Consider the following 20,524-nt stretch of genomic DNA (forward strand, 5'->3'; position numbering starts at 1 on the left):
GCCCTGGCCTCCGCATATGACGCTGACGGTTTCCCTGCGGCCCTCCCGTGACGTCGGGTGCAGCCACTAGGGTCTCCTGAGACCAGGGGTGGCAAAGCAAGGCAAAGGAAAGACCTCGAATCCTTCAGGGGACCGGAAAGGAGTCGCTTGATGTCCGCTGCCAAGCGCGGCACCGAACGGCCCTCGGCCACCGATCCCGGGGCGGAGGGTTCCGCCACCGCCGCAGCGCCCCAGGCCCAGGAAACCGCCGCGGGCAAACCGGCGTTGACCCTCCCGCGCCAGCGCCAGGACACCGCAGACGGACCCGCGGCCCTCAACCTGCTGGTCGTCGGCGACGACCCGACCGGCGCCTTCACCGCGCCCTGGTTCCAGGACGGCGGCGGCCCCCGTATCCGCATCCTGCGGGCCGGCAACCTCACCGCCGCGGGCCGGCTGCTCACCGACGACGTGCACTGCATCCTGCTCGACCTGCCCGACGTGCTGGACGGCGTACGGCATGTGCTGCGGGTCGCCCCCGGCACCGCCGTGCTGGTGCTGACCGACGGCAGCGACGACGGCAGGGCCGCCGAAGCGGTACGGGTGGGCGCGCAGGACCACCTGGCACGGAGCGAGGTCGACGCCGGCACCGTCACCCGGGCGGTGCGCTACGCCGTCGAACGCAAGCGGGCCGACCTCGCGCTGCGCAAGCTCACCGAGACCCGGCTGCTCGCCCAGGAGAACCGCAGGCTGGAACGCGGGCTGCTCCCGACCCCGCTGCTCGACGGCGCCGACCTGCGCTTCGCCGCGCACTACCGCCCGGGGCGCAGCCGCGCGCTGCTCGGCGGCGACTTCTACGACGCGGTCCGCACCTCAGACGGCGTGGTGCACGCGATGATCGGCGACGTCTGCGGCCACGGGCCGGACGCGGCGGCCCTCGGCGTCGAACTGCGCATCGCCTGGCGGGCGCTGACCTTCGCCGGCCTGGGCGGCGACACGCTGCTGCGCACGCTCCAGCAGGTGCTGGTGCACGAGCGGGCCGACGACGAGATATTCGCGACGCTCTGCGCGCTGGACATCGCCCCCGACGGCGACGGCGCGGACCTCTACCTGGCGGGCCATCCGGCGCCGCTGCTCGCGGGACCCGGACGGGTGCCGCGGCTGCTGGCGCACGAGGACGGCGGTCCGGCGCTCGGCCTGCTGCCCGACGCGCTCGCCGAGTGGCAGCCCGTACCGGTCGCGCTGGACGGCGAATGGCGGCTGATGCTCTACACCGACGGGCTGATCGAGGGCCGGATCGGCGTGGGCACCCAGCGGCTGGAGGAGGACGGCATGGTGCGGCTGGTCTCCCGGCTGCTGGCCGCGGGCCTGCACGGCGACTCGCTGCTCGACGCCGCCGTCACCGAGGTGCGCGAGCTGAACGGCGGCGAGCTGACCGACGACGTGGCGATCGTCCTGCTGGAGCGGACCGGACTGCAGCCCTGACGGCTGCCCCGGGGGAGAACCGGGGCCCGGTGCGCCGGGCCCCGTGCGGTGCGCAGGGCGTCAGCGCCTGCCGTTGTAGGGGCCGTAGGGTCCGTCGCTGCTGCTGCTGCGGTTGTTGCGCCCGCCGCGCCCGAGCAGCCGGCGCTGGGCGCCGCCGCGACCGCTGACCTCACGGACCGCGGGGCGGACGTCGACCATGTAGACGATCACCGCGACCAGGCCGATCACCGGCAGGAACGACAGGATCGGGAACAGCTTCATCACCACGGCCGAGATGCCGAGGATGATCAGCCAGAAGCTCTTCTTCTGCTTGCCCGCCGCGCGATACGCGTCCTCGCGGTGCACGGCGGCGTCGACGAACGCGAACACCGCCAGGAGGAAGAGCGCCCAGGAGATCAGGGCGACCACCCCGAAGAACTGTGTGATCAGCACGCGTCCACCCGCCTTCGTCGTCCGCCGTCCTTCGCCGCCGGTCCCACCCGCAACCGTACCGGCCGTACGCGTACAACGGGCCGGGCACGCGATGCGTGCCCGGCCCTTTCGCGCTGTTACTCGGCCGTCTTGTCGGCCTTCTTCGCGGCGGGCTTGCGCACCGGCGCCTTGCGGGCGGCGGGGGCGGGCTTCGCCGCGGGCGGCGCCTTGTCCGGCTCGACGGCGGCGGCGATCCCGACCACCTGGTCGGCGGTCTCGCCGCGCCAGGTCGCCACGGCGCCCTTGCCGCGCTCGGCCAGCTCGTCGTAGGTCTCGCGGGCCTTCACGGCGTAACCGGTGGCCCGGCCGACGCCCTGGAGCGCCAGGTCCTGCACGGACTCGCCGAGCTTCTTGAAGTCCGGCATCTCCTTGAACGCCTTGAGGTCGATCTCGCGGTACGTCTCGGACAGCTTCGCCTGCGCGTCCTTCGCACCCGCGGTGACCCGTCCCTGCACGACCTTCGGGTCGGTGCCCTTGATCTTCTCGATGTGCTCGGGGGCCTGCTCACGCAGCTTCCCGATCAGGGCGGGCACCTCGCGCAGCTTCTCGGCCGCCAGGTCCGCGGTGCCTGCCACCGCGTAGAGCGGGGTCGGGTTGCGCAGGCTCTTCACGATGTCGTCGGTGATGGTCATTTTCCGGTTTCCTCCCGTACGGCGGCGGACGCCTCGCGGCCACCCGCCTCTGCCTCTGCTACGTCCTGGGCCAGGTCCTCTGCCGCCCGCGACTCCCCCGCGGCGGCGTTCTCCTTGCGGAAGGACTCGTAGATCTGGATCAGTACCTGCTTCTGCCGCTCGTTGATCGACGGGTCCGTCAGGATCGCCGCCGGCACCTCCAGCTCGTCCCGGTCCCGCGCGTCGAGGATTCCCGCCTGGACGTACAACGTCTCGGCGGAGATCCTCAGCGCCTTCGCGAGCTGCTGGAGAATCTCGGCACTAGGCTTCCGCAGCCCCCGCTCGATCTGGCTCAGATACGGATTCGACACACCGGCCGCCTCCGCCAGTTGCCGCAGGCTCAGCTGCGCACTCCGCCGCTGATCCCGCAGATACTCGCCGACGTTGCCGACCTTGAGTGACGCCATACGTTCGAGAGTGCACCACTGCGCTAACTATTGCAAGCAAGCTGCTTGCAACTGGCAAACGGCGCCCGCCCTCCCGGCGGTGACGCACGAGGACGGCGCGCGCACTCCCCCGCCGGGGACGGCCGCGGCGGGGGTCGGCCCGTGCGTCGCCCGGGCCGGCCGCTGCCGATTCAGGACGGGATCAGGCCGGGATCAGGCCGGGATCAGGACGGTCTTGCCGGCCAGCCGGCCGGCCGCGGCCTGCTCGTGGACGGCGGGCAGGTCCGCCAGCGGGCGCCGTTCCGCCACGTGGATCCGCAGGTCGCCTGCGTCGACGCGGGCGACAAGCTCGGCCAGTTGGGCGGCGTCGCTGCGGGTGAAGACCCGCACCGCCCTGACCCCGCGGCCCGGGTCCTGCGGACCGGACACGGTGGTGCTGACGAAGGCCCCGCCGTCGGCGACCAGGTCCACCAGCCGGGCGATCTCGTCCTCCGGGGTGGTCTCCAGGTCCGCGGTGCTCGGCGCCAGGTGCAGCACCGCGTCGAACCGCTGCCCGGCCTGCGTCCGGGACGCGGGCCCGTCGGTGCGGTCGACGATCCGGTCCGCGCCGTAGGAGCGGACCCGGTCGCGGCTGCGCGGTCCCGTGGTCGCGGTCACCGTGGCGCCGGCCTGCTTGGCCAGCTGGACGGCGAAGCCGCCGACCGCGCCACCGGCGCCGTCGATGAGGACGCTGTGCCCGGCCTTCACCCCTGCGTGCTCGAAAAGGGCCTGCCAGGCGGCCAGTCCGACCGAGGGCAGCGCCGCCGCGTCGGCCGGCTCGACCGTGCGGGGAGCTGCGGCCAGCACATCGGCGGGTGCGACCGCGTACTCGGCGGCGGCGCCGGGCCCGACCGGCGGCAGGAAGGCCACCACCGCGTCACCGACGCTCCAGCCGTGCACACCCTCTCCGACCTCGGTGATGACGCCGGCCATGTCGTGTCCTGGGATGTGCGGGAGCGCCACAGGGAACACCTGCTCCAGCAGGCCGCCGCGGATCGCGGCGTCCAGCAGGTTGAACGCGGTGCCGGTCACCCGCACCACCACCTGCCCGGCACCCGCCACCGGGCGGTCCACCTCCTCGTACACCAGGACGTCGCTGTCGCCGTGGGAGTGGTAACGCACTGCCTTCATGAGGACTCCTCGATTGCTGCTTCGAAGTTGAAGCACATAAGAGAACCCTAACTCGCTTCGACTTCGAAGCAACCCGGAACGCGGGTGAGGCGGGTCACACTGCTGCGAATTCGGACCGGGTAGCGTGAGCGGATGACCGACAGCCGGCCCGACACGGGCGCCAGCGCCGAGGGCGTCCAGCCGCTCGAACCGGACCAGCTGGACGCCTACTTCGTGCTGATGGAGGCCGTCAGCCTGCTCCAGCACCAGGTCGAACGGCAGCTGCGCGCCGAGGGCGGCATCAGCTACGTGCAGTTCGAGCTGCTGGCCCGCCTCGCCCACGCCCCGGGACCGCTGACCATGACCCAGCTGGCCGACGGCGTCGTCTACAGCCGCAGCGGCCTGACCTACCAGGCGGGCCTGCTGGAGAAGGCCGGCCTGGTCACCCGCGAACCGAGCCCCGACGACGACCGGGCCGTCCTGGTCGCCGTCACCGACGACGGCCGGGCGCTGGTCGACCGCGTGCTGCCCGGCCACGTCCAGGTGGTGCGCGGCATGCTGGTCGATCCGCTGGCCGCCGACGACCTGCGCCGCCTCGGCGAGGTCATGACCCGCGTACGCGACCACATGCGCGCCCAGCCGCCGCGCTCCGCCGCCCCGCGCAAGCGCCGCGGCGCCTCCGCGGCAGGGCAGAGCATGCCACCGCGGGCGGACGGCGCCGCATAATCCCGGCATGGGAACAGTGGTGGGGCTGCGCAGGTATCCGGTGAAGTCCATGCTCGGCGAGGACCTGGCCGCCGTCCGCGTCACCGAGCGGGGGCTGGCGGGCGACCGCGGGTTCGCGGTGGTCGACGGCGACGGGGCGGTCGGCAGCGCCAAGCACCCCCGCAAGTGGGGCCCGCTGCTGCGCTGCAGGAGCCGGACGGCCGGGTCGGGCACGGCCCTGGTGGAGCTTCCCTGCGGCACCGCCCTGCACTGCGGTGACGACGAGCTGGACAAGCGGCTGTCCGAGCTGCTGGGCCGCCAGGTGTCGGTGTCGGACAGCCCGCCGCGCGACGGGGTGCTGGAGCGCGCCGTCCCCGAGTACGAGGGCGGTGTGCCGGAGGCCGCGCGGAAGCGCGCGTTCGTCGACGAGACCGGCGAGACCGTCACCTCCGGCCAGGTCGCCGCCGGGACCTTCTACGACTTCGGGATGGTCCACCTGGTCACCACGGCCGCCTTGGAGCGGCTGCGCGCGGTCCGGCCCGAGGGGGACTTCGACGCCCGCAGATTCCGGCCGAACCTGGTGGTCGATGTGCCCGGCGCCCCCGGCTTCCCCGAGGACGCCTGGCTCGGCGGCGAACTGCGGATCGGCGAGGCCCTTTTCCGTGTCACCCTGCCCACGCCCCGGTGCGTGGTCCCCACCCTGGGGCACGACGAACTGCCCGCCGACCCGGGCATCATGCGTGCGGTGGCCCGTGAGCACCGGATCCCGGTGCTCACCCTGGGGCCGCTGTCCTGCCTCGGCGTCTATCTGGAGGTCGTCGAGCCCGGCGTCGTCAGGACCGGGGACACGGTCGCGGTGGGCCAGGCCGGCTGAGGCCCGCCGTACGGAATTCCGCGGCGGGACGGCCGCCGCGTCAGACCCGGGCGCCGAGGTGGAGGCCGCCGCTGGCGTCGAGGACCTGGCCGGTGATCCAGCGGCCGTCGTCGGAGGCGAGGAAGGCCACGGTGTCGGCGACGTCCTCGGCCCTGCCCAGCCGCCCGAGCGCCGTGAGACCGACGAGGTGGTCCTCCAGTTCACGGCCCAGGGCCTCGAAGAACGCGGTGTTCGCATCGGTCCTGGTGATGCCGGGGGCGACGGCGTTGACGGTGATCCGGCGGCCGCCCAAGGCGCAGGCCAGGCTGAGCGTCATCGCCTCGAGGGCGGCCTTGCCCATGGCGAAGGAGGTCTGGCCGGGGTTGCCCGCCCGGGTGACGACCGAGGACAGGGTGATGACCCGGCCGCCGTCGCGCAGCAGCGGGAGGGCCCGCTGGATGACGAAGTAGGGCGCCTTGACGTTCACCTGGAAGAGCTGGTCGAAGCGCTCGGGGGTGTCCGTCTCGATCGGGCCCGCCGGGGCCGCGGCGGCGTTGTTGACCAGGATGTCGAGCGGCCGCCCCGCCAGCCCGCTCTCCAGGCCGGCGAAGAGGGTGTCGATATCCCCCGGCACGCCGAGTTCCGCGCCGACGGCGAAGGCGTGCCCGCCGGCGCGCTCGATCCCGGCGACCGTCTCCCGCGCCGCCGACTCGCTGTGGCCGTAGTGCACGGCCACGGTCGCGCCGTCGGCGGCGAGACGCTCCGCGATGGCCCGTCCGATGCCGCGTGAGGCGCCGGTCACCAGCGCGGTCCTGCCGGTCTGCGTGCCCATACCGCTCCCCTGCCTGTGAGTGTCTGACGATCCGCCGGCGGCTGCTGCTCCGCAGGTACCTGTCGATCGGTCAGCATCCGATGATCTGTGAGTGTCCATCAACTCGTTAGTGACTAACAGGAAGGTAGCGTATCCCAGACGGCGGGGCCGGGCGGGACCCGCCTGCGGGCCCACGCGATCGCGGCTCCGCTTGGGCGTTGACCTTCACCTTGGGGCAGGCCGCAGCATCGGCAGGGCCGGGCGAGAACGCCCGGCACGAGGAGGAGCGAGCATGGGGCTGCTGACCATCGGGGCGTTCGCGAGGGCGTCCCGGCTGTCGCCGAAGGCGCTGCGTCTCTACGACGAGCTGGGGCTGCTGGCCCCCGCCCGCGTCGACCCCGCGACCGGATACCGCTTCTACGCCCCCGAGCAGCTGGAACGCGCCCGGCTCGTCGCCTGGCTCCGCCGGCTGGGGATGCCGCTGGCCCGCATCAAGGGCGTCTGCGCACTGGACGCGCCCGTGGCCGCACGGGAGATCCGCGCCTTCTGGGCGCAGGTCGAGGCCGACACCGCGGCCCGCCGGGACCTCGCCTCCTTCCTCGTCGACCACCTGTCACGGAAGGACCCCGCCATGTCTGCTGTCAACGAACACCTGGCCCTCCGCTACGCCGCCCTGTCCGACCGGGGGCTGGTCCGCGAGAGCAACCAGGACACCGTCCACGCCGGATCCCGGCTGCTGGCCGTCGCCGACGGCTGCGGCAGCGCGGGCGCCTCGGCGAGCGCGGCCGCGATCGGCGCGCTCAAGCACCTGGAGGCCGGCGGCCTCCCGGGCGGCGACCTGCTCGGCATCCTGGAGGACGCCGTCGAGCAGGCCGCGCGGGCCGTCGGCGCCGTCGCGGGACCCGGCGCCGCGCCGGAGGAGGCCGGCACCACGCTCACCGCGATGCTCTGGACCGGATCGCAGCTGGCACTCGTCCACATCGGCGACTGCCGGGTCCATCTGCTGCGCGACGGGCAGCTGTTCCAGATCACGCACGACCACACCGTGGTGCAGTCGATGCTCGACGAGGGGCGTATCACCGAGGCGGAGGCCGCCTCCCACCCCCAGCGGTCGATGCTGGTGCGCGCCCTGGGCGCGGGGGCCGACGGCAGGCCCGACATGCGCCTGCACGACGTACGGGCGGATGACCGCTACCTGCTGTGCTCCGACGGCCTTTCGGCGGTCGTGACGACCGACGAGATCCACCGGGTGCTCGCCGCGGCGGCGGAACCCGGGCAGGCGACCCGCGAACTCGTCGCCCTCGCCAACGACTCGGGCGGCCCCGACAACGTCAGCTGCGTGGTCGCCGACGTCATACCGCTCCCGGGGTAGGGGCGCGGTCCGGCACCCCGGGTACGGGACGGCGGCCGCGGTTCCGGCCTGCGGTGGTCAGCCGCGGGCCCGGCGGCGGACGGCGGACGGCGGACGGCGGACGGCGGACGATGAGCATGCGTCATCGCGCGGCTCCCGCAGGTCGCCCCTCAGGAGGTGCTCCCCGCGGGGGCCGCCGCCAGGTCGGCGACGACCGCGAAGTGGTCGGAGGGCCACACCCCGCCCACGGGGGCGTCGGCGGCGCGGGCCACGGCACGGACGTGGCCGACGCCGCCGTCGCCCGGCGGGCCGACGTGCACGAAGTCGCAGCGCAGGCTGGGGTCGAGGACGTGCGCGGTGAGCGGGTTCGCCGTGTCCCAGGTGGCCGCGGGCGCGGCCGGGTCGGCGTACTCCCAGGCGTCGAGCAGCACTTGGCCCGGGACGGCGGGAGCGGTGCGGTAGCCGCCGAGCAGGCGCATCTCGTCGGAGTCGGGCCAGGCGTTGTAGTCGCCGGTGAGCACCGGCGGGAAGGGGCCGCTGCCGCGGTGCGCGGCGACGAAGCCGGCCAGGGCGGCGACCTGGCGGCAGCGAAGCGCCGACTCGTCGATGCCGCTGCTCAGGTGCGTGGTGAAGAAGGGCACCCGGTGGCCGGGGGCGTCCAGCATCGCGAACAGGGCGAGCCGTCCGTCGTCCCGGCCGCCGGGCGCCGGCAGCCGGACCGTGGCACGGTCCACGACGGGCCACCGGCTCAGCACCGCGTTGCCGACGTCGACCGCGCTGTCCCCGATACGGCCCTGCCAGCGCTCGGGCGCGGCCGAGGCGGCCCAGGTCCAGTGCATGCCGAGGCGTTCCGCGAGCCAGCCCGCGAGGTTCTCACCGCCGCGGGCCCACACCTCCTGAAGTCCGACGGCGTCGGGCCGCAGCTCGTCGAGTACGGCGAGGATCGCCTCCCGGCGCTCCTGCCATTGCCCGAAGCGCCACCACACGTTCCAGGTCATCACGCGCACCGGCGGTCAGCCTTCCGGGTCGGGCTCGACCAGCAGGCGGGCGTAGTTGGCCATCGAGCGCTGGTAGCGCGGCAGGTGGGGGCCCAGGGCGCCGACGGCCACCGAGACGGCCTCGCGGGCGCGGCCGAGGTCGGTGAGCGCGAGGGCGAGAGTGGCGGCGATCGCGTCGTCCAGGTGGTCGTGGCCCGCGGCGCGCTCCGCGGTCAGCAGCTCGACGCTCTCCTGCGGGCGGCCCAGGTTGCGCAGCGAACTGGCCATCTGGATGACCGAGCGCCGCCGCCGCTCGCCGCCGACACCGGCGTCGAGGGCGGCGCGGTAGAGGGGGACGGCGCGGTCGGAGTGGCCTGTGGAGTCCCAGGCGGCGGCCCGCTCGAAGAGCGCGGTGGGGTCGCCGTCCGGCAGTTCGCCGACCAGTTCGTCCATGGCGGCGCGGAAGTCCTCTGCCGTGCGGCCGTCGAGCGACGCCCACAGGTCGGCGTTGCGGCGCTCCCAGTCCGCCGGGGGTGCGGCTGCCTGCTGTGCTGCGGTGGTCATGACGTCCCACGCTCCTGCCTGTGCTGTGCCGGTGCCTGCCGGTGTCCCGGCGACGTCCGCCATCCTGCGAGCGGGCTCGCGAGGCGCACCAGTGATTCGGTTCTCGCCGAATCACCGCGGTACGGTGAGGGCGCCGCCGCCACCCGCGCCGCGCCCCTGCCGCCCGCCCGCCACGCCCCACCCCGGCACCGCGGAACCCGGACGCGGCCTCCCGCGGACGCGACCCCGGGCGTCCCGCGGCACCGCACCGCCCAGGAGGCCACGCCATCAGCACGCTCCGCTTCGGCCCCGCCGACCTGCTGCGGTGCCGGTTCGCCTACTCCCCGGCCTTCGAGACGCTCGCCGCGGTCCGCGTCGCGACCGGCCCGCAGCCGCCAGGGCACCACCGGCGCTGGCTCGCCGACGTACAGCCGCGGCTCGGGGCCCTCGACCTGCGGCCGCTCGTGCTGCTCCAGCCCCGCCGCGGCTACACCCCCGACTTCCTGGCGCCGCCCCCGCAGGGGGCGGTCGACTCCTTCGCCGACGACCTCGCGCGGATCGCCGCAACGCCCCCGCGGCAGGCCCGCGCGGAGATCGCCAGGTCGCTCGCCGAGACGCCCGGCGCGGCGGCCACCGCCACCGGCCGGCTGCTGCTCGACGGCGATCCGGCCGACACCGTGGCGCTGCTGTCGGACCTGGTGGCGGCCGCGTGGCAGGCCCTGGTCGAGCCGTACTGGCCGAGGACCAGGGCGCTGCTCGAAACGGACGTCGCCTACCAGGCCCGGCGGCTCGCCGACGGCGGCCTCGACCGGCTCTTCGCCGAACTGCACCCCTCGGTGCGCTGGCACGACGGCGTCCTGACCCGGGAGCACGGCGGCGACGACCACCGCGACCTGCACGGCGAGGGCCTGGTGCTGATGCCGAGCGCCTTCAAGTGGGACCAGGTGGTGGTCGTCCTGGACGCGCCCTGGCAGCCCACCCTGATCTATCCGGCCCGCGGCATCGGCAACCTGTGGCAGCCGGCCGCAGGTACGAGGGCGGGGAACGCCGCGCTGGCCCGGTTGATCGGCAGGACCCGGGCCCGGCTGCTGACCGGGCTGACGGAACCCGCCACCACCGGCTGGCTGGCCCACCGCCACGGCCTCGCGCCCGCGACGGTCTCGGAGCACCTGTCCGTGCTGCGGGACACCGGCCTGGTCAGCGCGACCCGGCACCGCCACGAGATGCGCTACCGCCGCACCGGCCTGGGCGACACCCTCGCCGCCCGCGGCGAGGCGCCCTGACCCGCGCCGGCCCCGGGGTCAGATGACGGGTGCCGCGGCCGCAGCGTGGTCGGCCAGCACCTCGTGGATCACCCGGCCGTGCTCGGCCGCGAGCGCCGGATCGGTGGCGCGGAACTGCGCCATGCTGATCAGCGCCTTCCACAGCGCCCAGCCGCGCGCCCGCGCCCACATCCCCCCGTCCTTGGCGACCGTGCGGCGGAAGGCGTCCCGGCTCTCCCCCGAGAAGAGGGTGAAGGCGATCACCAGGTCGCAGGCGGGGTCGCCGACACCCGAGGTGCCGAAGTCGATGACGGCGGCCAGCCGGCCGCCCTCGACCAGCAGGTTGCCGCCCGCGATGTCGCCGTGGAACCACACCGGCGGGCCCGTGAAGCCGGCCGCCAGCGCCGCGTCCCAGACCGCCGTCGCCCGTGCGGTGTCGACCAGGCCGCCCAGTGTGTCCAGCGCGGCCCGCGTCTCGCCGTCGTAGAAGGCGGGCGGCGCCCCCCGCTGGAAGCTGTGCGCGCCCGCAGCCGGGCCGCCCGCCGGGTCGACGGCCTGGAGCGCCAGCAGGAATTCGCCGAGTGCGACGGCGAAGCCGGTGAGGTCGCCGATCCGGCCGGGCACCGACGCGGTCTCGCCGGCCAGCCAGCCGCGCACCGACCAGGGATGGGGGTAGCCCTCGCCCGGTTCGCCCTTCGCCAGCACCGGCGGCACCGGGACCGGCAGGTGCGGCGCGAGCACCGGCAGCCAGGTGTTCTCCTTCTCGACCGCGGGCACGTAACCGGCCGCCGTCGGCAGCCGTACGGTCATGTCGCGGCCGAGCCGGTAGGTGCGGTTGTCCCACCCGTCGACCGCGACCGGCCGCACCGGCAGCCCCCGCCACTGCGGGAACTGGGCCGCTATCAGCCGCTGCACCAGGGCCGCGTCGATACCCGCGCGGCCGTCCTCACCCTCATGTGACGTCACCCAGGGATGATCGCCACGGCCCCCGCGGCCCGCAACCGGGTTACGCCCGGCCCCGCCCGTGTGCTCCCGTGACCTGCGCGCGACTCCTACAGCACCTCGATCGTCACGTCCCGCAGCCGGTCCTGGTCGGCGACGACGTCGATCCCGGTGATCAGGCCGCCGGCGAAGGTGAAGGCCAGGACCAGCCGGAGCCGCCCGTAGGGTGCCATGACCAGGCCCACGCGGCCGTTGACCAGGGCCGGTTCGGTGAACGGGATACGGCCGGACGCCAGCATCGCGCCCTGGGCGATCCGCCGGTTGCCGCGGACGTCGATCGGCTCGGGTGTCGGGCCCGCGGAGCGGTCGGCGTGCAGCACCATGTCCGGGTCGAGCACCGCCACCAGGGCATCGAGGTCGCCGCCGCGTGAGGCCGCGAGGAAGGCCTCGACCAGCCGCCGCTGCCCGGTCAGTGCCGTGTCCCCCGCGGCCGCCGGGGCGCCCTTGACCCGGCGCCTGGCCCGGCTGGCGAGCTGGCGGGCGGCGATCGGCGTGCGCTCGATGAGCGTCCCGATCTCGTCGAAGGGCACGGCGAACATGTCGTGCAGCACGAAAGCGACGCGTTCCGCGGGCGCCAGCGTGTCCAGCACCACCAGCATCGCCAGGCCCACCGACTCGGCGAGCACCGCCTCCCGCTCCGGGTCGGCGACGTCCTCGGGCTCGGGCACGGCGCCGTCGAGCGGGTCCTCACGCCGGTTGTCGCGCGCCCGCAGCATGTTCAGGCACAGCCGGCCGACCACCGTCGTCAGCCACGCGGGCAGGTTCTCGATCCCTTCGGCGCCGGCCCGGCTCAGCCGCAGCCAGGCCTCCTGCACGGCGTCGTCGGCCTCCCCCACCGAGCCGAGCATGCGGTAAGCCACCGACCTCAACCGGGGCCGCTGCTCCTCGAAACGCCAGGCCAGAGCCGCGTCGTCGTCCATCGGTCACGTTCCTCTTCCGCCGCGGGTCACCAAAATAACGCGCCCTCACCGAGCGAATCCAAGGAGCACCCCATGACCCCCATGACACAGAACCCGCCCCTCCTCCTCACCGGCGGCACCGGCACCCTGGGCCGCCACGTCCTGCCGATGCTGCGCGACGCGGGCCGTACCGTGCGGGTGCTCAGCAGGCACCGCCGCGAGTCGGCCGACGACGGCGTGGAACACGTGACCGGCGACCTGCTCGCTGACACCGGCACCGCGGCAGCCGTCGCAGGCGTCCACACGGTGGTGCACCTGGCCGGCAGCAACAAGGGCGACGACGAGGCGACCCGCAACCTGGTGCGCGCCGCCGTCGCCGCGGATGTGCGGCACCTGGTCCTCATCTCGGTCATCGGCGCCGACACGGTGCCGCTCGGCTTCCTGCGGACCAAGCTCGCCGCCGAGCGCGCGGTCACCGGCTCCGGCCTGCCGTGGACGATCCTGCGCGCCGCCCAATTCCACGACCTGGCCCTCACGATGGCCAAGGGCATGACGAAGCTCCCGGTCGTCCCGGTCCCCACCGGCCTGCGCCTCCAGCCGGTCGACGTCCGCGACGTCGCCGCGCGCATCACGGAACTGGCCCTCGGCGAGCCCGCGGGCCGGGTGCCCGACCTCGCGGGACCCACCGTCTACCCGATGGCGGACCTGCTGCGCACCTACCTCACCGCCCACGCGAAGCGCCGCCCCCTGCTGCCCTGCCCCTTCCCCGGCAGGACCGGCCGCGCCTACCGCACCGGGGCCAACCTCACCCTGGAAGGCGCCGACACCGGCACCAGGACCTGGGAGGACTTCCTCGCGGAACGCGTGGGGTGAGGCCCCGGGGCGGTCCCGTCCTCCCCTTCCCCGCCGGGCGCCGAGCGGGGGACCCGGCCCGGCAGCCCGCACCAGGACGGCCCGGCGCGGGCGCGCCGCGGGGTCGGATGCCGCGTGCCGGTCCTGCCGCCGCGTCCTGGGACGGCCCTCAGCCGTCGAGCAGCGCGGCGGCCTCGGCGGCGAGCGCCCGGGTGTCGACGGGGGCGCCGCCGCCCGTGTCGACCCTCAGCAGCGGCCCTTCGAGGTCGAGTGGGCCGGGGTGGGACGCCCGGACCGCGGCGACGCGTTCCGCGACCTGCTCCGGGGTGTGCACCGCGTCCAGGTGCCCGGGGTGGCGCCTGCGGGCCTCGAAGCGGCGGGCGGCGACGGCGACTTCGCAGTCGCAGTGGACCTGGACGAGGCGGCCGCCGGCCGTCCCGCGCAGCCGGTGCAGGCGGTCAGGGGCGGTGCCGTGGTGCCACCAGTCGTCCAGCACCGCGGGGCGTCAGCGCGGCCTGCGCGAAGAGGACGTCGTCGGCGGCCCGGCTGAGCCGGTGGCGCCAGGGCTCCGGACCGACGCCGAGCGACTCGTACAGCGACTCCAGGATGACGTCCTTGTCGATCACCGCGAGCCCGAGCCGCGCGGCCAGGTCACGGGCCAGGGTGCTCTTGCCGCTGCCGGGCAGGCCGGACACGACGAGGTACGCGGGGCTGTCCACGAGGGGCAGTACGCCCGCGGTCCGCCGCCCGGCCGACGGCAGTGTGCCGGCGTCCCCCGGGGCTCACGGCGCCAGCGCCACCCGCATCGCCCGGAGGCGGGCCGGGGAGGCGATCACCTCGTACGACGAGATGCGGGCGCCGGTGACCTGGACCGTCAGGGCCAGGGCGAGCCTGCCGCGGGGGGCCACGACGATGCCGACGGCGCCGTCGAGGAGCACGGGGGCGGCGTAACGGGCCCGGCTGCTCAGGAGGGACGTCTCCTGCGCGACCGCGCGGGCGCCCCTCACCAGCGCCGCGGACCCCTCGGGGAGCGTCGCGGGGTCGGCCCGCCTGACCACGTCGGGCGCGAGGACGGCGAGCAGTTCTGCGATGTCCCCGCCGCGGGCGGCGGCCAGGAAGGCCTCGACGACCGCCCGGTGCGCCCGCGCCGCCTCCACGCCCGCAGCCGGCGTGCCGTGCACCTTGGCCCGCGCCCTGCTGGCCAGCTTCTTCGCCGCGCTCGGCGTGCGCCCGACGACGGGCCCGATGCGGTCGAAGGGCACGGCGAAGCTGTCGTGCAGGACGAACGCGACCCGCTCGTCCGGCCCGAGCGTGTCCAGGACCACCAGCAGCGCGCGCCCCACCGACTCGGTGAGCAGCGCCTCCTCCTGCGGCCCGTCCCCGTCCAGTACGACATCGGGCGGGTGCTCGCCGACCGGGTCCTCGCGGCGGGCGGCCCTGCCGCGCAGGGCGTCGAGGCAGAGCCGGGAGACCACCGTGGTGAGCCAGGCCGCGAGGTTGCCGACGCCGGCCGCGTCCGCCCGGGCGAGCCGCAGCCAGGCCTCCTGGACGGCGTCCTCGGCCTCGGCCGCGGAACCGAGCATCCGGTGGGCGAGGGCGGTCAGCCGCCGCCGTTCCGCCTCGAACCGCTGCGCCAGCAGGTCGAGGCCGTCGTGCTCGTCCATGATCACCTTCGCTCGTCGCGGTCCGCCGACCTTACGACGGAGCGGAAGTCGCGAAGGTGACCGTGTCGGGTGCGGGCGGTCCCGTCCGGCACGGAGGTGAGGAGCGGGTCGACGGGACCCGCGGCGCCACCGGGGAGCGGATCATGCGTGGGATCGTCCGTCGCGCGCACGTGTCCCGGTGGTCGGGCGGTTCCGGCAGCGCGGGCGCAGGTCCCGCGAACTGGCCGGAACCCGTGCCTTCGAGGCCCTGGTCAGCCCCGCGCACCACACCACGGCGGCGGCCCGAGCGGGCCGGCGGGCGGCGCAGGGGGCGCGGGACGCACCGTCCGAAAACCGCCAGCCCGGGGCCCGCGCGCGGGGCAGGCTGGGCTCATGACCTCACAGAACACCGCGGTGATCGACCACACCCGCATCGAGCCCGGCATCCTCTACTTCGGCACGCCCGTCGTCCTGCTGTCCACCGCCAACGAGGACGGGACGGCGAACCTGGCGCCCATGTCGTCGGCCTTCTGGCTGGGATGGCGCTGCATGCTCGGGCTCGGGGCCCGGTCGCAGACGGCCCGGAATCTGCTGCGGGAGCGGGAGTGCGTGCTGAACCTGCCCGACGACGGGCTGGCCGCCGCGGTGGACCGGCTGGCGCTGACCACGGGGCGCAACCCCGTACCCGGCGGCAAGGCGGAGCGCGGCTACCGCCACGAGGGGGACAAGTTCGGCCGGGCCGGGCTGACGGCGGTGGCGTCGGAGACCGTCGGGCCGCCGCGGGCCGCGGAGTGCCCGGTGGCGATGGAGGCCGTGGTCGAGGCCACCCACCCGCTGGCCGACGACGACCCGGCGCAGCGCGGCGGCATCATCGTCTTCGAGGTGCGGATCCAGCGGGTGCTGGTGCACGAGGAGATCCGGCTCGCGGGCAGCGGCGACCGCATCGACCCGGACCGCTGGCGCCCGCTGATCATGAGCTTCCAGCAGCTGTACGGGCTCGGCCCGCGGGTGCACGAGTCGACGCTCGCGCGGATCCCCGAGCGGATGTACCGCGGGCCGGACATCGAGCGGTCCCGGGTGGCCGGGGCCGGCCGGGGCGCCCTTGACACCCGGCAGTGACCCGCAGAGTCTGAGCAGGCGCGCCCGCGGTCCCCGCGGGGGCGCACTGTCGGTTCCGCCGTGCCCGCGGCCCACCCGCGTGGCAGTGGTGTCGGGACGGGCACGGCACGGACGCCGAACAGGCGTCACAGGGACGCGAACGGCACCACCGTCGAACAGCTGAAGAGCCGCCCAGCCGAGGAGGAGCCGTCATGCGCGGGCCAGACGCGTATCCGACCGTGTCCGGTGTCGCGGCGGCGGCCCGCGTGCTCAGCGCCCGGCACCCCGACCTCGTCAGGATGCGGCTGGCCGGGGAGTCCAGGACCGGGCGCCCGTTGTGGCTGCTGTCGGTGGGGCACGGCAGGCGGCACGTGCTGGTGGTCGCCGGGCCGCACCCGGACGAGCAGGCCGGCGGCGGCACGGTGCTGTGGCTGGCCGAGCAGGCGGTCGCCGACCGCCGGCGGCAGGCCGACGCCGATCTGACCTGGGACTTCCTGCTCTGCCTCGACCCTGACGGCACCGCGCTCAACGAGACCGGCCCGGCGGGACCCCGGCCGCCCGCGGTGCACTTCCGGCACACCTACCGGCCGGCGGTCAGCGAACAGCCCGAGTGGGCGGGGTCCTTCCGCGCCCCGGGCGACGAACTCCCCGAGACCTACGCGCTGCTGGCGGTCATCGACGAGCTGCGGCCCTTCCTCCAGTGCTCGCTGCACGGCACCGACGTCGGCGGCAGTTGGGTGCAGCTGACCTCCGACATCCCGGGCCTGGCCGAGCCGTTCGGGAAGTACGCGGCCGAACTCGACATCCCCGTGCAGACCGGCACCTACGACGCGCTCTTCTGGCAGGGCTCGGGACCCGGCGTGTACGTGCTGCCGCCCGGCGGCCGGCGGGAGCGGTTCGCCAGCGAGCCGGAGAACGCCAACGGCTCCACCTGGTGCCGCCCGCACCGGCACGGCGGCCTGACCGCGCTGGTCGAGGTGCCCATGTGGGCCACCCGGCGGGTCGCCGACCCCGCGCCGCACCCGGAACCCTCGCACGCGGTCGGCGTGATGGCCGCGCGGCTGCGCAAGGACGGTGCCGCGCTCACCGCGACGCTGGAGCGCGCGCTGCCGGTCATCGGGCGGCACGGCACCGCGGACGGCGGCGGCGCCCTGCTGCTGCGCGGGGTGGAGCACGCGGTCGGCGCGTTCGCGGCCCTCGCCGCGGACTACGACGCCCTCGCGGTCGACTCGCCGGTGCCGCTGACGATGGCACATGTCGCCGCGCTCGACATCGCCTCGCGGCGGATACCGCTGCGGGTGGCAGGGATGCTGTTGCGACTGCTGGACGAGCAGCCGTTCGGCGAGGACCCGGCCGCAGAGCCGGGGCGGCTGCGCAACCGGCTCGAACGGCGGCTCGACGCCGGGGCTCGGGAACTCGTCTCGGTGCTGGACGCGCGGTGGGTGCCGGTGTACGACCAGGTGGAGCTCCAGGCCAGGACGGTGCTGGCCGCGGTGGACCGGCTCTCGTAGCCCCTGCCCGTCCGCCGCCCTACCGGGAGGCGCACGCGGGGCAGCCGGGGCGGCGGGGGTGGCGCTGGAGGACGGGGTCGCCCAGCGACATGAGGTTGACGCCGTAGCGGAAGCCGGGGGCCATCGGGGGGACTCCGGTGAGCAGGGCGAGGGCCGCGTGGGCGACCAGGGTGCCGGAGAGGGTCGCGGTCACCGCGCTGGCCGGGTTCCACGGCATCCGGGGGGACGCGGCGGCCTCGTCCTGGCCCGGTGCGAGGCGCAGGTCGCGGCGTTCCGACTCGCCCGCCCGCTGGCACTCCCAGCACGCACCTGAGCCGGGGACGTGGACGCCCGCGGTGACCAGGGGGCCGCGGTAACCGCCCTCCACCCAGGGCAGGTTCGCCGCCAGGCAGGCCCGGTTCGCCCAGCGGCGGATCTCCGGCGGGCGGTCCGCGCCGAGCACCAGCAGGTCGTAGGGCGGGCCTTCGGCGATCAGCGCCGCGAGACCGTCTTGGCCGCGGATCTCCCGGCGCTCGCCGGTGATCTCCGCGTCGGAGTTGAGGGCGCGGAGCGCGGCCACCGCCGCGTCGGCCTTGGGGTGCCCGATGTCGGCCTCGCCGTAGAGCAACTGGCGGTTGAGATTGGACAGTTCGACGGTGTCGGGGTCCACCACGTGCAGCCGCCCCACACCCGCCGCGGTGAGGATCTGCGCGGCGGCCCCGCCCGTGCCGCCCACGCCGAGGACCAGCGCGCTGGCGTGGCGTAATCGCAGCTGGGCCTGCCAGGGGCTGGCGCGCGGGCTGAGGTCCATCCAGCGCAGCAGCGCCACCCCGCGGGCGTGCCGCAACGGGTCGCGCTCGGCGAGACCCGGCGGCAGCGGGGCCGCCGCGTCCTCCACGAAGCCGGCCTGCCGCAGCTCCTCGATGGCCGCCCCGACCGTCTCCGGCCGCACGGCGGCCGGGTGCCGCGCGGCGACCTCCGCGGCGATCCGCGCACCGCTGCGGGTGCCGTCCATGCACTCGGTGAGCGTCCAGATCCAGCCGTCCGGGTCGGCGACCTCGGCGCCGATGCCGTAGATGACGCTGCCGATCCGCACATTGCCGTCCACCGTGCGATACGCCCTGTGTTCCGGTTTGATCCGCGGCCGCCCTGACTCCGCGCCCGTGCCGCCGGCTTCCGCCTCCGTCAGTGCCGTCATCCGGCCCGCCCCTTCCCCCGTCGCCCTCCTTGACACTGTCGCCGTGCCGCCGGACTCTGACAAGGCATGGGAGTCACCCGGGGTGAAGAGTCAACTCCCGTGCGCAGTAACCGACTTGGACAGGAGAGGGGAGTCAGCATGGCGAGCACCATCGTCATCAGGCGGCTGGACAAGAAGGAGACCACCGGCGACAGCAATTCCAACGGGACGTGAGCCATTCCACGGTCGATGCGTATCCGGGCGTCGCGGGGGTCGTCGCAGCGGCCTCCGCGTTCGTCCGGTTCAGGCCGGGCCTGTGCACCCTGCGGGTGATAGGCCGGTCGCGGGAAGGCCGCCCGCTGCATCTGCTCACCGTCGGCCTCGACCGGCCCCGGGTGCGCAACGTCCTGGTCGTCGCGGGACCCCACTCCGACGAGCGGGTCGGCGGGGCCAGCGCGCTGCGCATCGCCGAGCGCGTCGCGCTCGACCCGCAGCTCCACGTCGGCTCCGGCTCCGCATGGCACTTCCTGCTGTGCCTCGACCCTGACGGCACCTCGCGCAGCGAGTCGGGCCCCGCGGTCCGCCGCACCCCCGCAGAGCACTTCCGGCACGCCTACCGGCCGCCCGCCGACGAGCAGCCCGAATGGGCGCCCTCGATCCGGCCGCCCGACGACCAGCTCCCCGAGTCCGAGGCACTGGTCGCCCTCATCGACGAGCTGCGCCCGGTGCTGCAGTGCTCACTGCACGGCAACGACATCGGCGGCAGCTGGGTCCAGCTCACCCGGGACCTGCCGGGGCTCTCGGAGGAGCTCGGCAAACTGTCCGCCGAGCGGGACGTGCCGGTGCAGACCGGCACCTACGACGCCCTCTACTGGCGGGCCTCAGGACCCGGCGTCTACCTCATGCCGGAACCCGGCGAGCGCAGCCAGTTCGACAGCCTGCCCGAGGACGTCAGCCGGTCCACCTGGATACGGCCGCACGCTCACGGCGGGATGACCGCGCTGTTCGAGGTGCCCATGTGGGCCAGCCCCGGCGTCTCGGACTCCAGCCCGCACCCCGACCCGGCCCGCGCCCTCGCCGACCTCGCGGTGCTGCTGCGGCACCAGACGGGGCTGACGCGCACGATGCTGGCCGAGGTGCGGCAGGCGGTGCCGCGGCCCGACGCCAACGAGGCGCGGCTGCTGCGCATCGCGGACGGGGTCGCCGCGATGGGCCCGCGGGTGGCGGAGGAGTGGGAAGGGCTGCACGCGTCGCCGGTGCGGTTGTCGCGGGCGCACGTGGCCGCGCTGGACATCGCCGCCCGCCGGATGTCCCTGCGTACGGCGGGGACGCTGCTCCAGGTGCTCGGCGACTCCGCCGGGCCCGAGGCCGTCCGGATACGCCGATCGGGTGAACGCCGCCTTGGCCGTTGGGCGGCCGAGCTGGCTGCGGGGCACGGGCTGACCTGGCTGCCCGTACCGACCCAGGTCGACCTCCAGACCGAGGCCGTCCTCGCCGCCTTCCGCCTCCTGTCCCCCGGCCCCTGACGCCCCCGGCCGCCCCTGGGGTGCCGTTTGCCGCCCCAAAGGGGTTCTTGCTGTCGCACCCGGACCACCGCCCGGTGGCCGGTTGCCCGCGCCGTTCCCCGCGCCCCTGATGGTTGCCCTCTCCCCCAAGGGCACCCCTCAGGGGCGCGAGGAACTGCGCGACAAGCCACCGCCGCGCCGCACGAAGACACCCCACC

Annotated in this window: 22 protein-coding genes; 9 read left to right on the forward strand and 13 right to left on the reverse strand. The window is 75.0% G+C overall.

The window, feature by feature from the left end; all coding sequences use genetic code 11:
- Nucleotides 1-150: 150 nt before the first annotated feature.
- Nucleotides 151-1,461: a PP2C family protein-serine/threonine phosphatase gene (locus tag ACGFMP_RS31120; RefSeq protein ID WP_393676602.1), complete on the forward strand. Its 1,311-nt coding sequence runs from the start codon at nucleotides 151-153 to the stop codon at nucleotides 1,459-1,461.
- A 60-nt stretch (nucleotides 1,462-1,521) separates the two neighbouring features.
- Here the strand turns inward: ACGFMP_RS31120 and ACGFMP_RS31125 are convergent, their stop codons facing one another.
- From ACGFMP_RS31125 to ACGFMP_RS31140, 4 genes are all read right to left on the reverse strand, one after another.
- Complete coding sequence (locus ACGFMP_RS31125; protein WP_393676603.1) at nucleotides 1,522-1,893, reverse strand: DUF2516 family protein; 372 nt, start codon at nucleotides 1,891-1,893, stop codon at nucleotides 1,522-1,524.
- Between the two features lie 116 nt (nucleotides 1,894-2,009).
- A complete protein-coding gene (locus ACGFMP_RS31130) occupies nucleotides 2,010-2,564 on the reverse strand; it encodes a hypothetical protein (protein ID WP_393676605.1) in 555 nt (184 codons plus the stop codon).
- Nucleotides 2,561-3,010 (reverse strand): helix-turn-helix domain-containing protein, encoded by a 450-nt coding sequence (locus tag ACGFMP_RS31135; protein ID WP_393676606.1) that lies wholly within the window; start codon nucleotides 3,008-3,010, stop codon nucleotides 2,561-2,563. The genes ACGFMP_RS31130 and ACGFMP_RS31135 overlap by 4 nt, the downstream gene beginning before the upstream one ends.
- 192 nt (nucleotides 3,011-3,202) lie before the next feature.
- A complete protein-coding gene (locus tag ACGFMP_RS31140) occupies nucleotides 3,203-4,159 on the reverse strand; it encodes an NADP-dependent oxidoreductase (RefSeq protein WP_393676608.1) in 957 nt (318 codons plus the stop codon).
- Between the two features lie 132 nt (nucleotides 4,160-4,291).
- On the opposite strand from ACGFMP_RS31140, the gene ACGFMP_RS31145 reads away from it, so the two are divergent.
- Both ACGFMP_RS31145 and ACGFMP_RS31150 read left to right on the forward strand, forming a co-directional pair.
- The gene (locus ACGFMP_RS31145; protein ID WP_393676610.1) at nucleotides 4,292-4,864 is read left to right on the forward strand and encodes a MarR family winged helix-turn-helix transcriptional regulator; all 573 of its coding nucleotides are present in this window, start codon (nucleotides 4,292-4,294) and stop codon (nucleotides 4,862-4,864) included.
- Between the two features lie 7 nt (nucleotides 4,865-4,871).
- Nucleotides 4,872-5,717, forward strand: coding sequence for an MOSC domain-containing protein (locus ACGFMP_RS31150; protein ID WP_393676612.1), 846 nt, complete (start codon nucleotides 4,872-4,874; stop codon nucleotides 5,715-5,717).
- A 40-nt stretch (nucleotides 5,718-5,757) separates the two neighbouring features.
- Here ACGFMP_RS31150 and ACGFMP_RS31155 read toward each other — a convergent pair whose 3' ends face one another.
- Nucleotides 5,758-6,528 (reverse strand): SDR family oxidoreductase, encoded by a 771-nt coding sequence (locus ACGFMP_RS31155; RefSeq protein ID WP_393676613.1) that lies wholly within the window; start codon nucleotides 6,526-6,528, stop codon nucleotides 5,758-5,760.
- A gap of 271 nt (nucleotides 6,529-6,799) precedes the next feature.
- Here ACGFMP_RS31155 and ACGFMP_RS31160 point away from each other — a divergent pair, with 271 nt between their 5' ends.
- Nucleotides 6,800-7,879 (forward strand): MerR family transcriptional regulator, encoded by a 1,080-nt coding sequence (locus tag ACGFMP_RS31160; RefSeq protein ID WP_393676614.1) that lies wholly within the window; start codon nucleotides 6,800-6,802, stop codon nucleotides 7,877-7,879.
- A gap of 149 nt (nucleotides 7,880-8,028) precedes the next feature.
- On the opposite strand, the gene ACGFMP_RS31165 is transcribed toward ACGFMP_RS31160, so the two are convergent.
- Nucleotides 8,029-8,856, reverse strand: coding sequence for an endonuclease/exonuclease/phosphatase family protein (locus ACGFMP_RS31165; protein ID WP_393676616.1), 828 nt, complete (start codon nucleotides 8,854-8,856; stop codon nucleotides 8,029-8,031).
- Between the two features lie 15 nt (nucleotides 8,857-8,871).
- Nucleotides 8,872-9,399: a tetratricopeptide repeat protein gene (locus tag ACGFMP_RS31170; protein WP_393676618.1), complete on the reverse strand. Its 528-nt coding sequence runs from the start codon at nucleotides 9,397-9,399 to the stop codon at nucleotides 8,872-8,874.
- A 443-nt stretch (nucleotides 9,400-9,842) separates the two neighbouring features.
- Here ACGFMP_RS31170 and ACGFMP_RS31175 point away from each other — a divergent pair, with 443 nt between their 5' ends.
- On the forward strand, nucleotides 9,843-10,661 hold the full coding sequence (locus ACGFMP_RS31175; protein WP_393676620.1) for a DUF5937 family protein: 819 nt from the start codon (nucleotides 9,843-9,845) through the stop codon (nucleotides 10,659-10,661).
- A gap of 18 nt (nucleotides 10,662-10,679) precedes the next feature.
- Here ACGFMP_RS31175 and ACGFMP_RS31180 read toward each other — a convergent pair whose 3' ends face one another.
- Nucleotides 10,680-11,606: an aminoglycoside phosphotransferase family protein gene (locus tag ACGFMP_RS31180; protein WP_393676622.1), complete on the reverse strand. Its 927-nt coding sequence runs from the start codon at nucleotides 11,604-11,606 to the stop codon at nucleotides 10,680-10,682.
- Nucleotides 11,607-11,692: 86 nt separating this feature from the next.
- Nucleotides 11,693-12,562: a sigma-70 family RNA polymerase sigma factor gene (locus ACGFMP_RS31185; protein WP_393676624.1), complete on the reverse strand. Its 870-nt coding sequence runs from the start codon at nucleotides 12,560-12,562 to the stop codon at nucleotides 11,693-11,695.
- 72 nt (nucleotides 12,563-12,634) lie between these two features.
- Between ACGFMP_RS31185 and ACGFMP_RS31190 the strand changes: the two genes are divergently transcribed.
- The gene (locus ACGFMP_RS31190; RefSeq protein WP_393676625.1) at nucleotides 12,635-13,414 is read left to right on the forward strand and encodes an SDR family oxidoreductase; all 780 of its coding nucleotides are present in this window, start codon (nucleotides 12,635-12,637) and stop codon (nucleotides 13,412-13,414) included.
- A 148-nt stretch (nucleotides 13,415-13,562) separates the two neighbouring features.
- Here the strand turns inward: ACGFMP_RS31190 and ACGFMP_RS31195 are convergent, their stop codons facing one another.
- The 3 genes from ACGFMP_RS31195 to ACGFMP_RS31205 all read right to left on the reverse strand — a co-directional run bounded on the left by ACGFMP_RS31195 (nucleotide 13,563) and on the right by ACGFMP_RS31205 (nucleotide 15,057).
- Complete coding sequence (locus ACGFMP_RS31195) at nucleotides 13,563-13,889, reverse strand: hypothetical protein (protein WP_393676626.1); 327 nt, start codon at nucleotides 13,887-13,889, stop codon at nucleotides 13,563-13,565.
- A complete protein-coding gene (locus ACGFMP_RS31200) occupies nucleotides 13,852-14,112 on the reverse strand; it encodes an AAA family ATPase (protein ID WP_393676628.1) in 261 nt (86 codons plus the stop codon). Before ACGFMP_RS31200 ends, ACGFMP_RS31195 begins: the two co-directional genes overlap by 38 nt.
- A 63-nt stretch (nucleotides 14,113-14,175) precedes the next feature.
- Nucleotides 14,176-15,057 (reverse strand): sigma-70 family RNA polymerase sigma factor, encoded by an 882-nt coding sequence (locus tag ACGFMP_RS31205; protein ID WP_393676630.1) that lies wholly within the window; start codon nucleotides 15,055-15,057, stop codon nucleotides 14,176-14,178.
- Between the two features lie 372 nt (nucleotides 15,058-15,429).
- Between ACGFMP_RS31205 and ACGFMP_RS31210 the strand changes: the two genes are divergently transcribed.
- Nucleotides 15,430-16,155 (forward strand): flavin reductase family protein, encoded by a 726-nt coding sequence (locus tag ACGFMP_RS31210; protein ID WP_393676632.1) that lies wholly within the window; start codon nucleotides 15,430-15,432, stop codon nucleotides 16,153-16,155.
- Nucleotides 16,156-16,346: 191 nt separating this feature from the next.
- Entirely contained in the window at nucleotides 16,347-17,645 is a 1,299-nt protein-coding gene (locus ACGFMP_RS31215; RefSeq protein WP_393676633.1) for a M14 family zinc carboxypeptidase, read from the forward strand.
- 19 nt (nucleotides 17,646-17,664) lie between these two features.
- Here the strand turns inward: ACGFMP_RS31215 and ACGFMP_RS31220 are convergent, their stop codons facing one another.
- Nucleotides 17,665-18,822 (reverse strand): ThiF family adenylyltransferase, encoded by a 1,158-nt coding sequence (locus ACGFMP_RS31220; protein WP_393676635.1) that lies wholly within the window; start codon nucleotides 18,820-18,822, stop codon nucleotides 17,665-17,667.
- A gap of 209 nt (nucleotides 18,823-19,031) precedes the next feature.
- Here ACGFMP_RS31220 and ACGFMP_RS31225 point away from each other — a divergent pair, with 209 nt between their 5' ends.
- Nucleotides 19,032-20,327, forward strand: coding sequence for a M14 family zinc carboxypeptidase (locus ACGFMP_RS31225; protein ID WP_393676636.1), 1,296 nt, complete (start codon nucleotides 19,032-19,034; stop codon nucleotides 20,325-20,327).
- Nucleotides 20,328-20,524 lie beyond the last annotated feature (197 nt).

The organism is Streptomyces sp. NPDC049040, assembly GCF_043197715.1.
Taxonomy (GTDB): domain Bacteria; phylum Actinomycetota; class Actinomycetes; order Streptomycetales; family Streptomycetaceae; genus Actinacidiphila.

Coding starts and splice junctions, on each gene's coding strand:
- ACGFMP_RS31220 (WP_393676635.1), bottom strand. CDS start 18,822: ATGACGGCACTGACGGAGGCGGAAGCCGGCGGCACGGGCGCGGAGTCA.
- ACGFMP_RS31140 (WP_393676608.1), bottom strand. CDS start 4,159: ATGAAGGCAGTGCGTTACCACTCCCACGGCGACAGCGACGTCCTGGTG.
- ACGFMP_RS31145 (WP_393676610.1), top strand. CDS start 4,292: ATGACCGACAGCCGGCCCGACACGGGCGCCAGCGCCGAGGGCGTCCAG.
- ACGFMP_RS31170 (WP_393676618.1), bottom strand. CDS start 9,399: ATGACCACCGCAGCACAGCAGGCAGCCGCACCCCCGGCGGACTGGGAG.
- ACGFMP_RS31160 (WP_393676614.1), top strand. CDS start 6,800: ATGGGGCTGCTGACCATCGGGGCGTTCGCGAGGGCGTCCCGGCTGTCG.
- ACGFMP_RS31165 (WP_393676616.1), bottom strand. CDS start 8,856: ATGACCTGGAACGTGTGGTGGCGCTTCGGGCAATGGCAGGAGCGCCGG.
- ACGFMP_RS31130 (WP_393676605.1), bottom strand. CDS start 2,564: ATGACCATCACCGACGACATCGTGAAGAGCCTGCGCAACCCGACCCCG.
- ACGFMP_RS31215 (WP_393676633.1), top strand. CDS start 16,347: ATGCGCGGGCCAGACGCGTATCCGACCGTGTCCGGTGTCGCGGCGGCG.
- ACGFMP_RS31210 (WP_393676632.1), top strand. CDS start 15,430: ATGACCTCACAGAACACCGCGGTGATCGACCACACCCGCATCGAGCCC.
- ACGFMP_RS31205 (WP_393676630.1), bottom strand. CDS start 15,057: ATGGACGAGCACGACGGCCTCGACCTGCTGGCGCAGCGGTTCGAGGCG.
- ACGFMP_RS31120 (WP_393676602.1), top strand. CDS start 151: ATGTCCGCTGCCAAGCGCGGCACCGAACGGCCCTCGGCCACCGATCCC.
- ACGFMP_RS31190 (WP_393676625.1), top strand. CDS start 12,635: ATGACCCCCATGACACAGAACCCGCCCCTCCTCCTCACCGGCGGCACC.
- ACGFMP_RS31185 (WP_393676624.1), bottom strand. CDS start 12,562: ATGGACGACGACGCGGCTCTGGCCTGGCGTTTCGAGGAGCAGCGGCCC.
- ACGFMP_RS31135 (WP_393676606.1), bottom strand. CDS start 3,010: ATGGCGTCACTCAAGGTCGGCAACGTCGGCGAGTATCTGCGGGATCAG.
- ACGFMP_RS31155 (WP_393676613.1), bottom strand. CDS start 6,528: ATGGGCACGCAGACCGGCAGGACCGCGCTGGTGACCGGCGCCTCACGC.
- ACGFMP_RS31150 (WP_393676612.1), top strand. CDS start 4,872: ATGGGAACAGTGGTGGGGCTGCGCAGGTATCCGGTGAAGTCCATGCTC.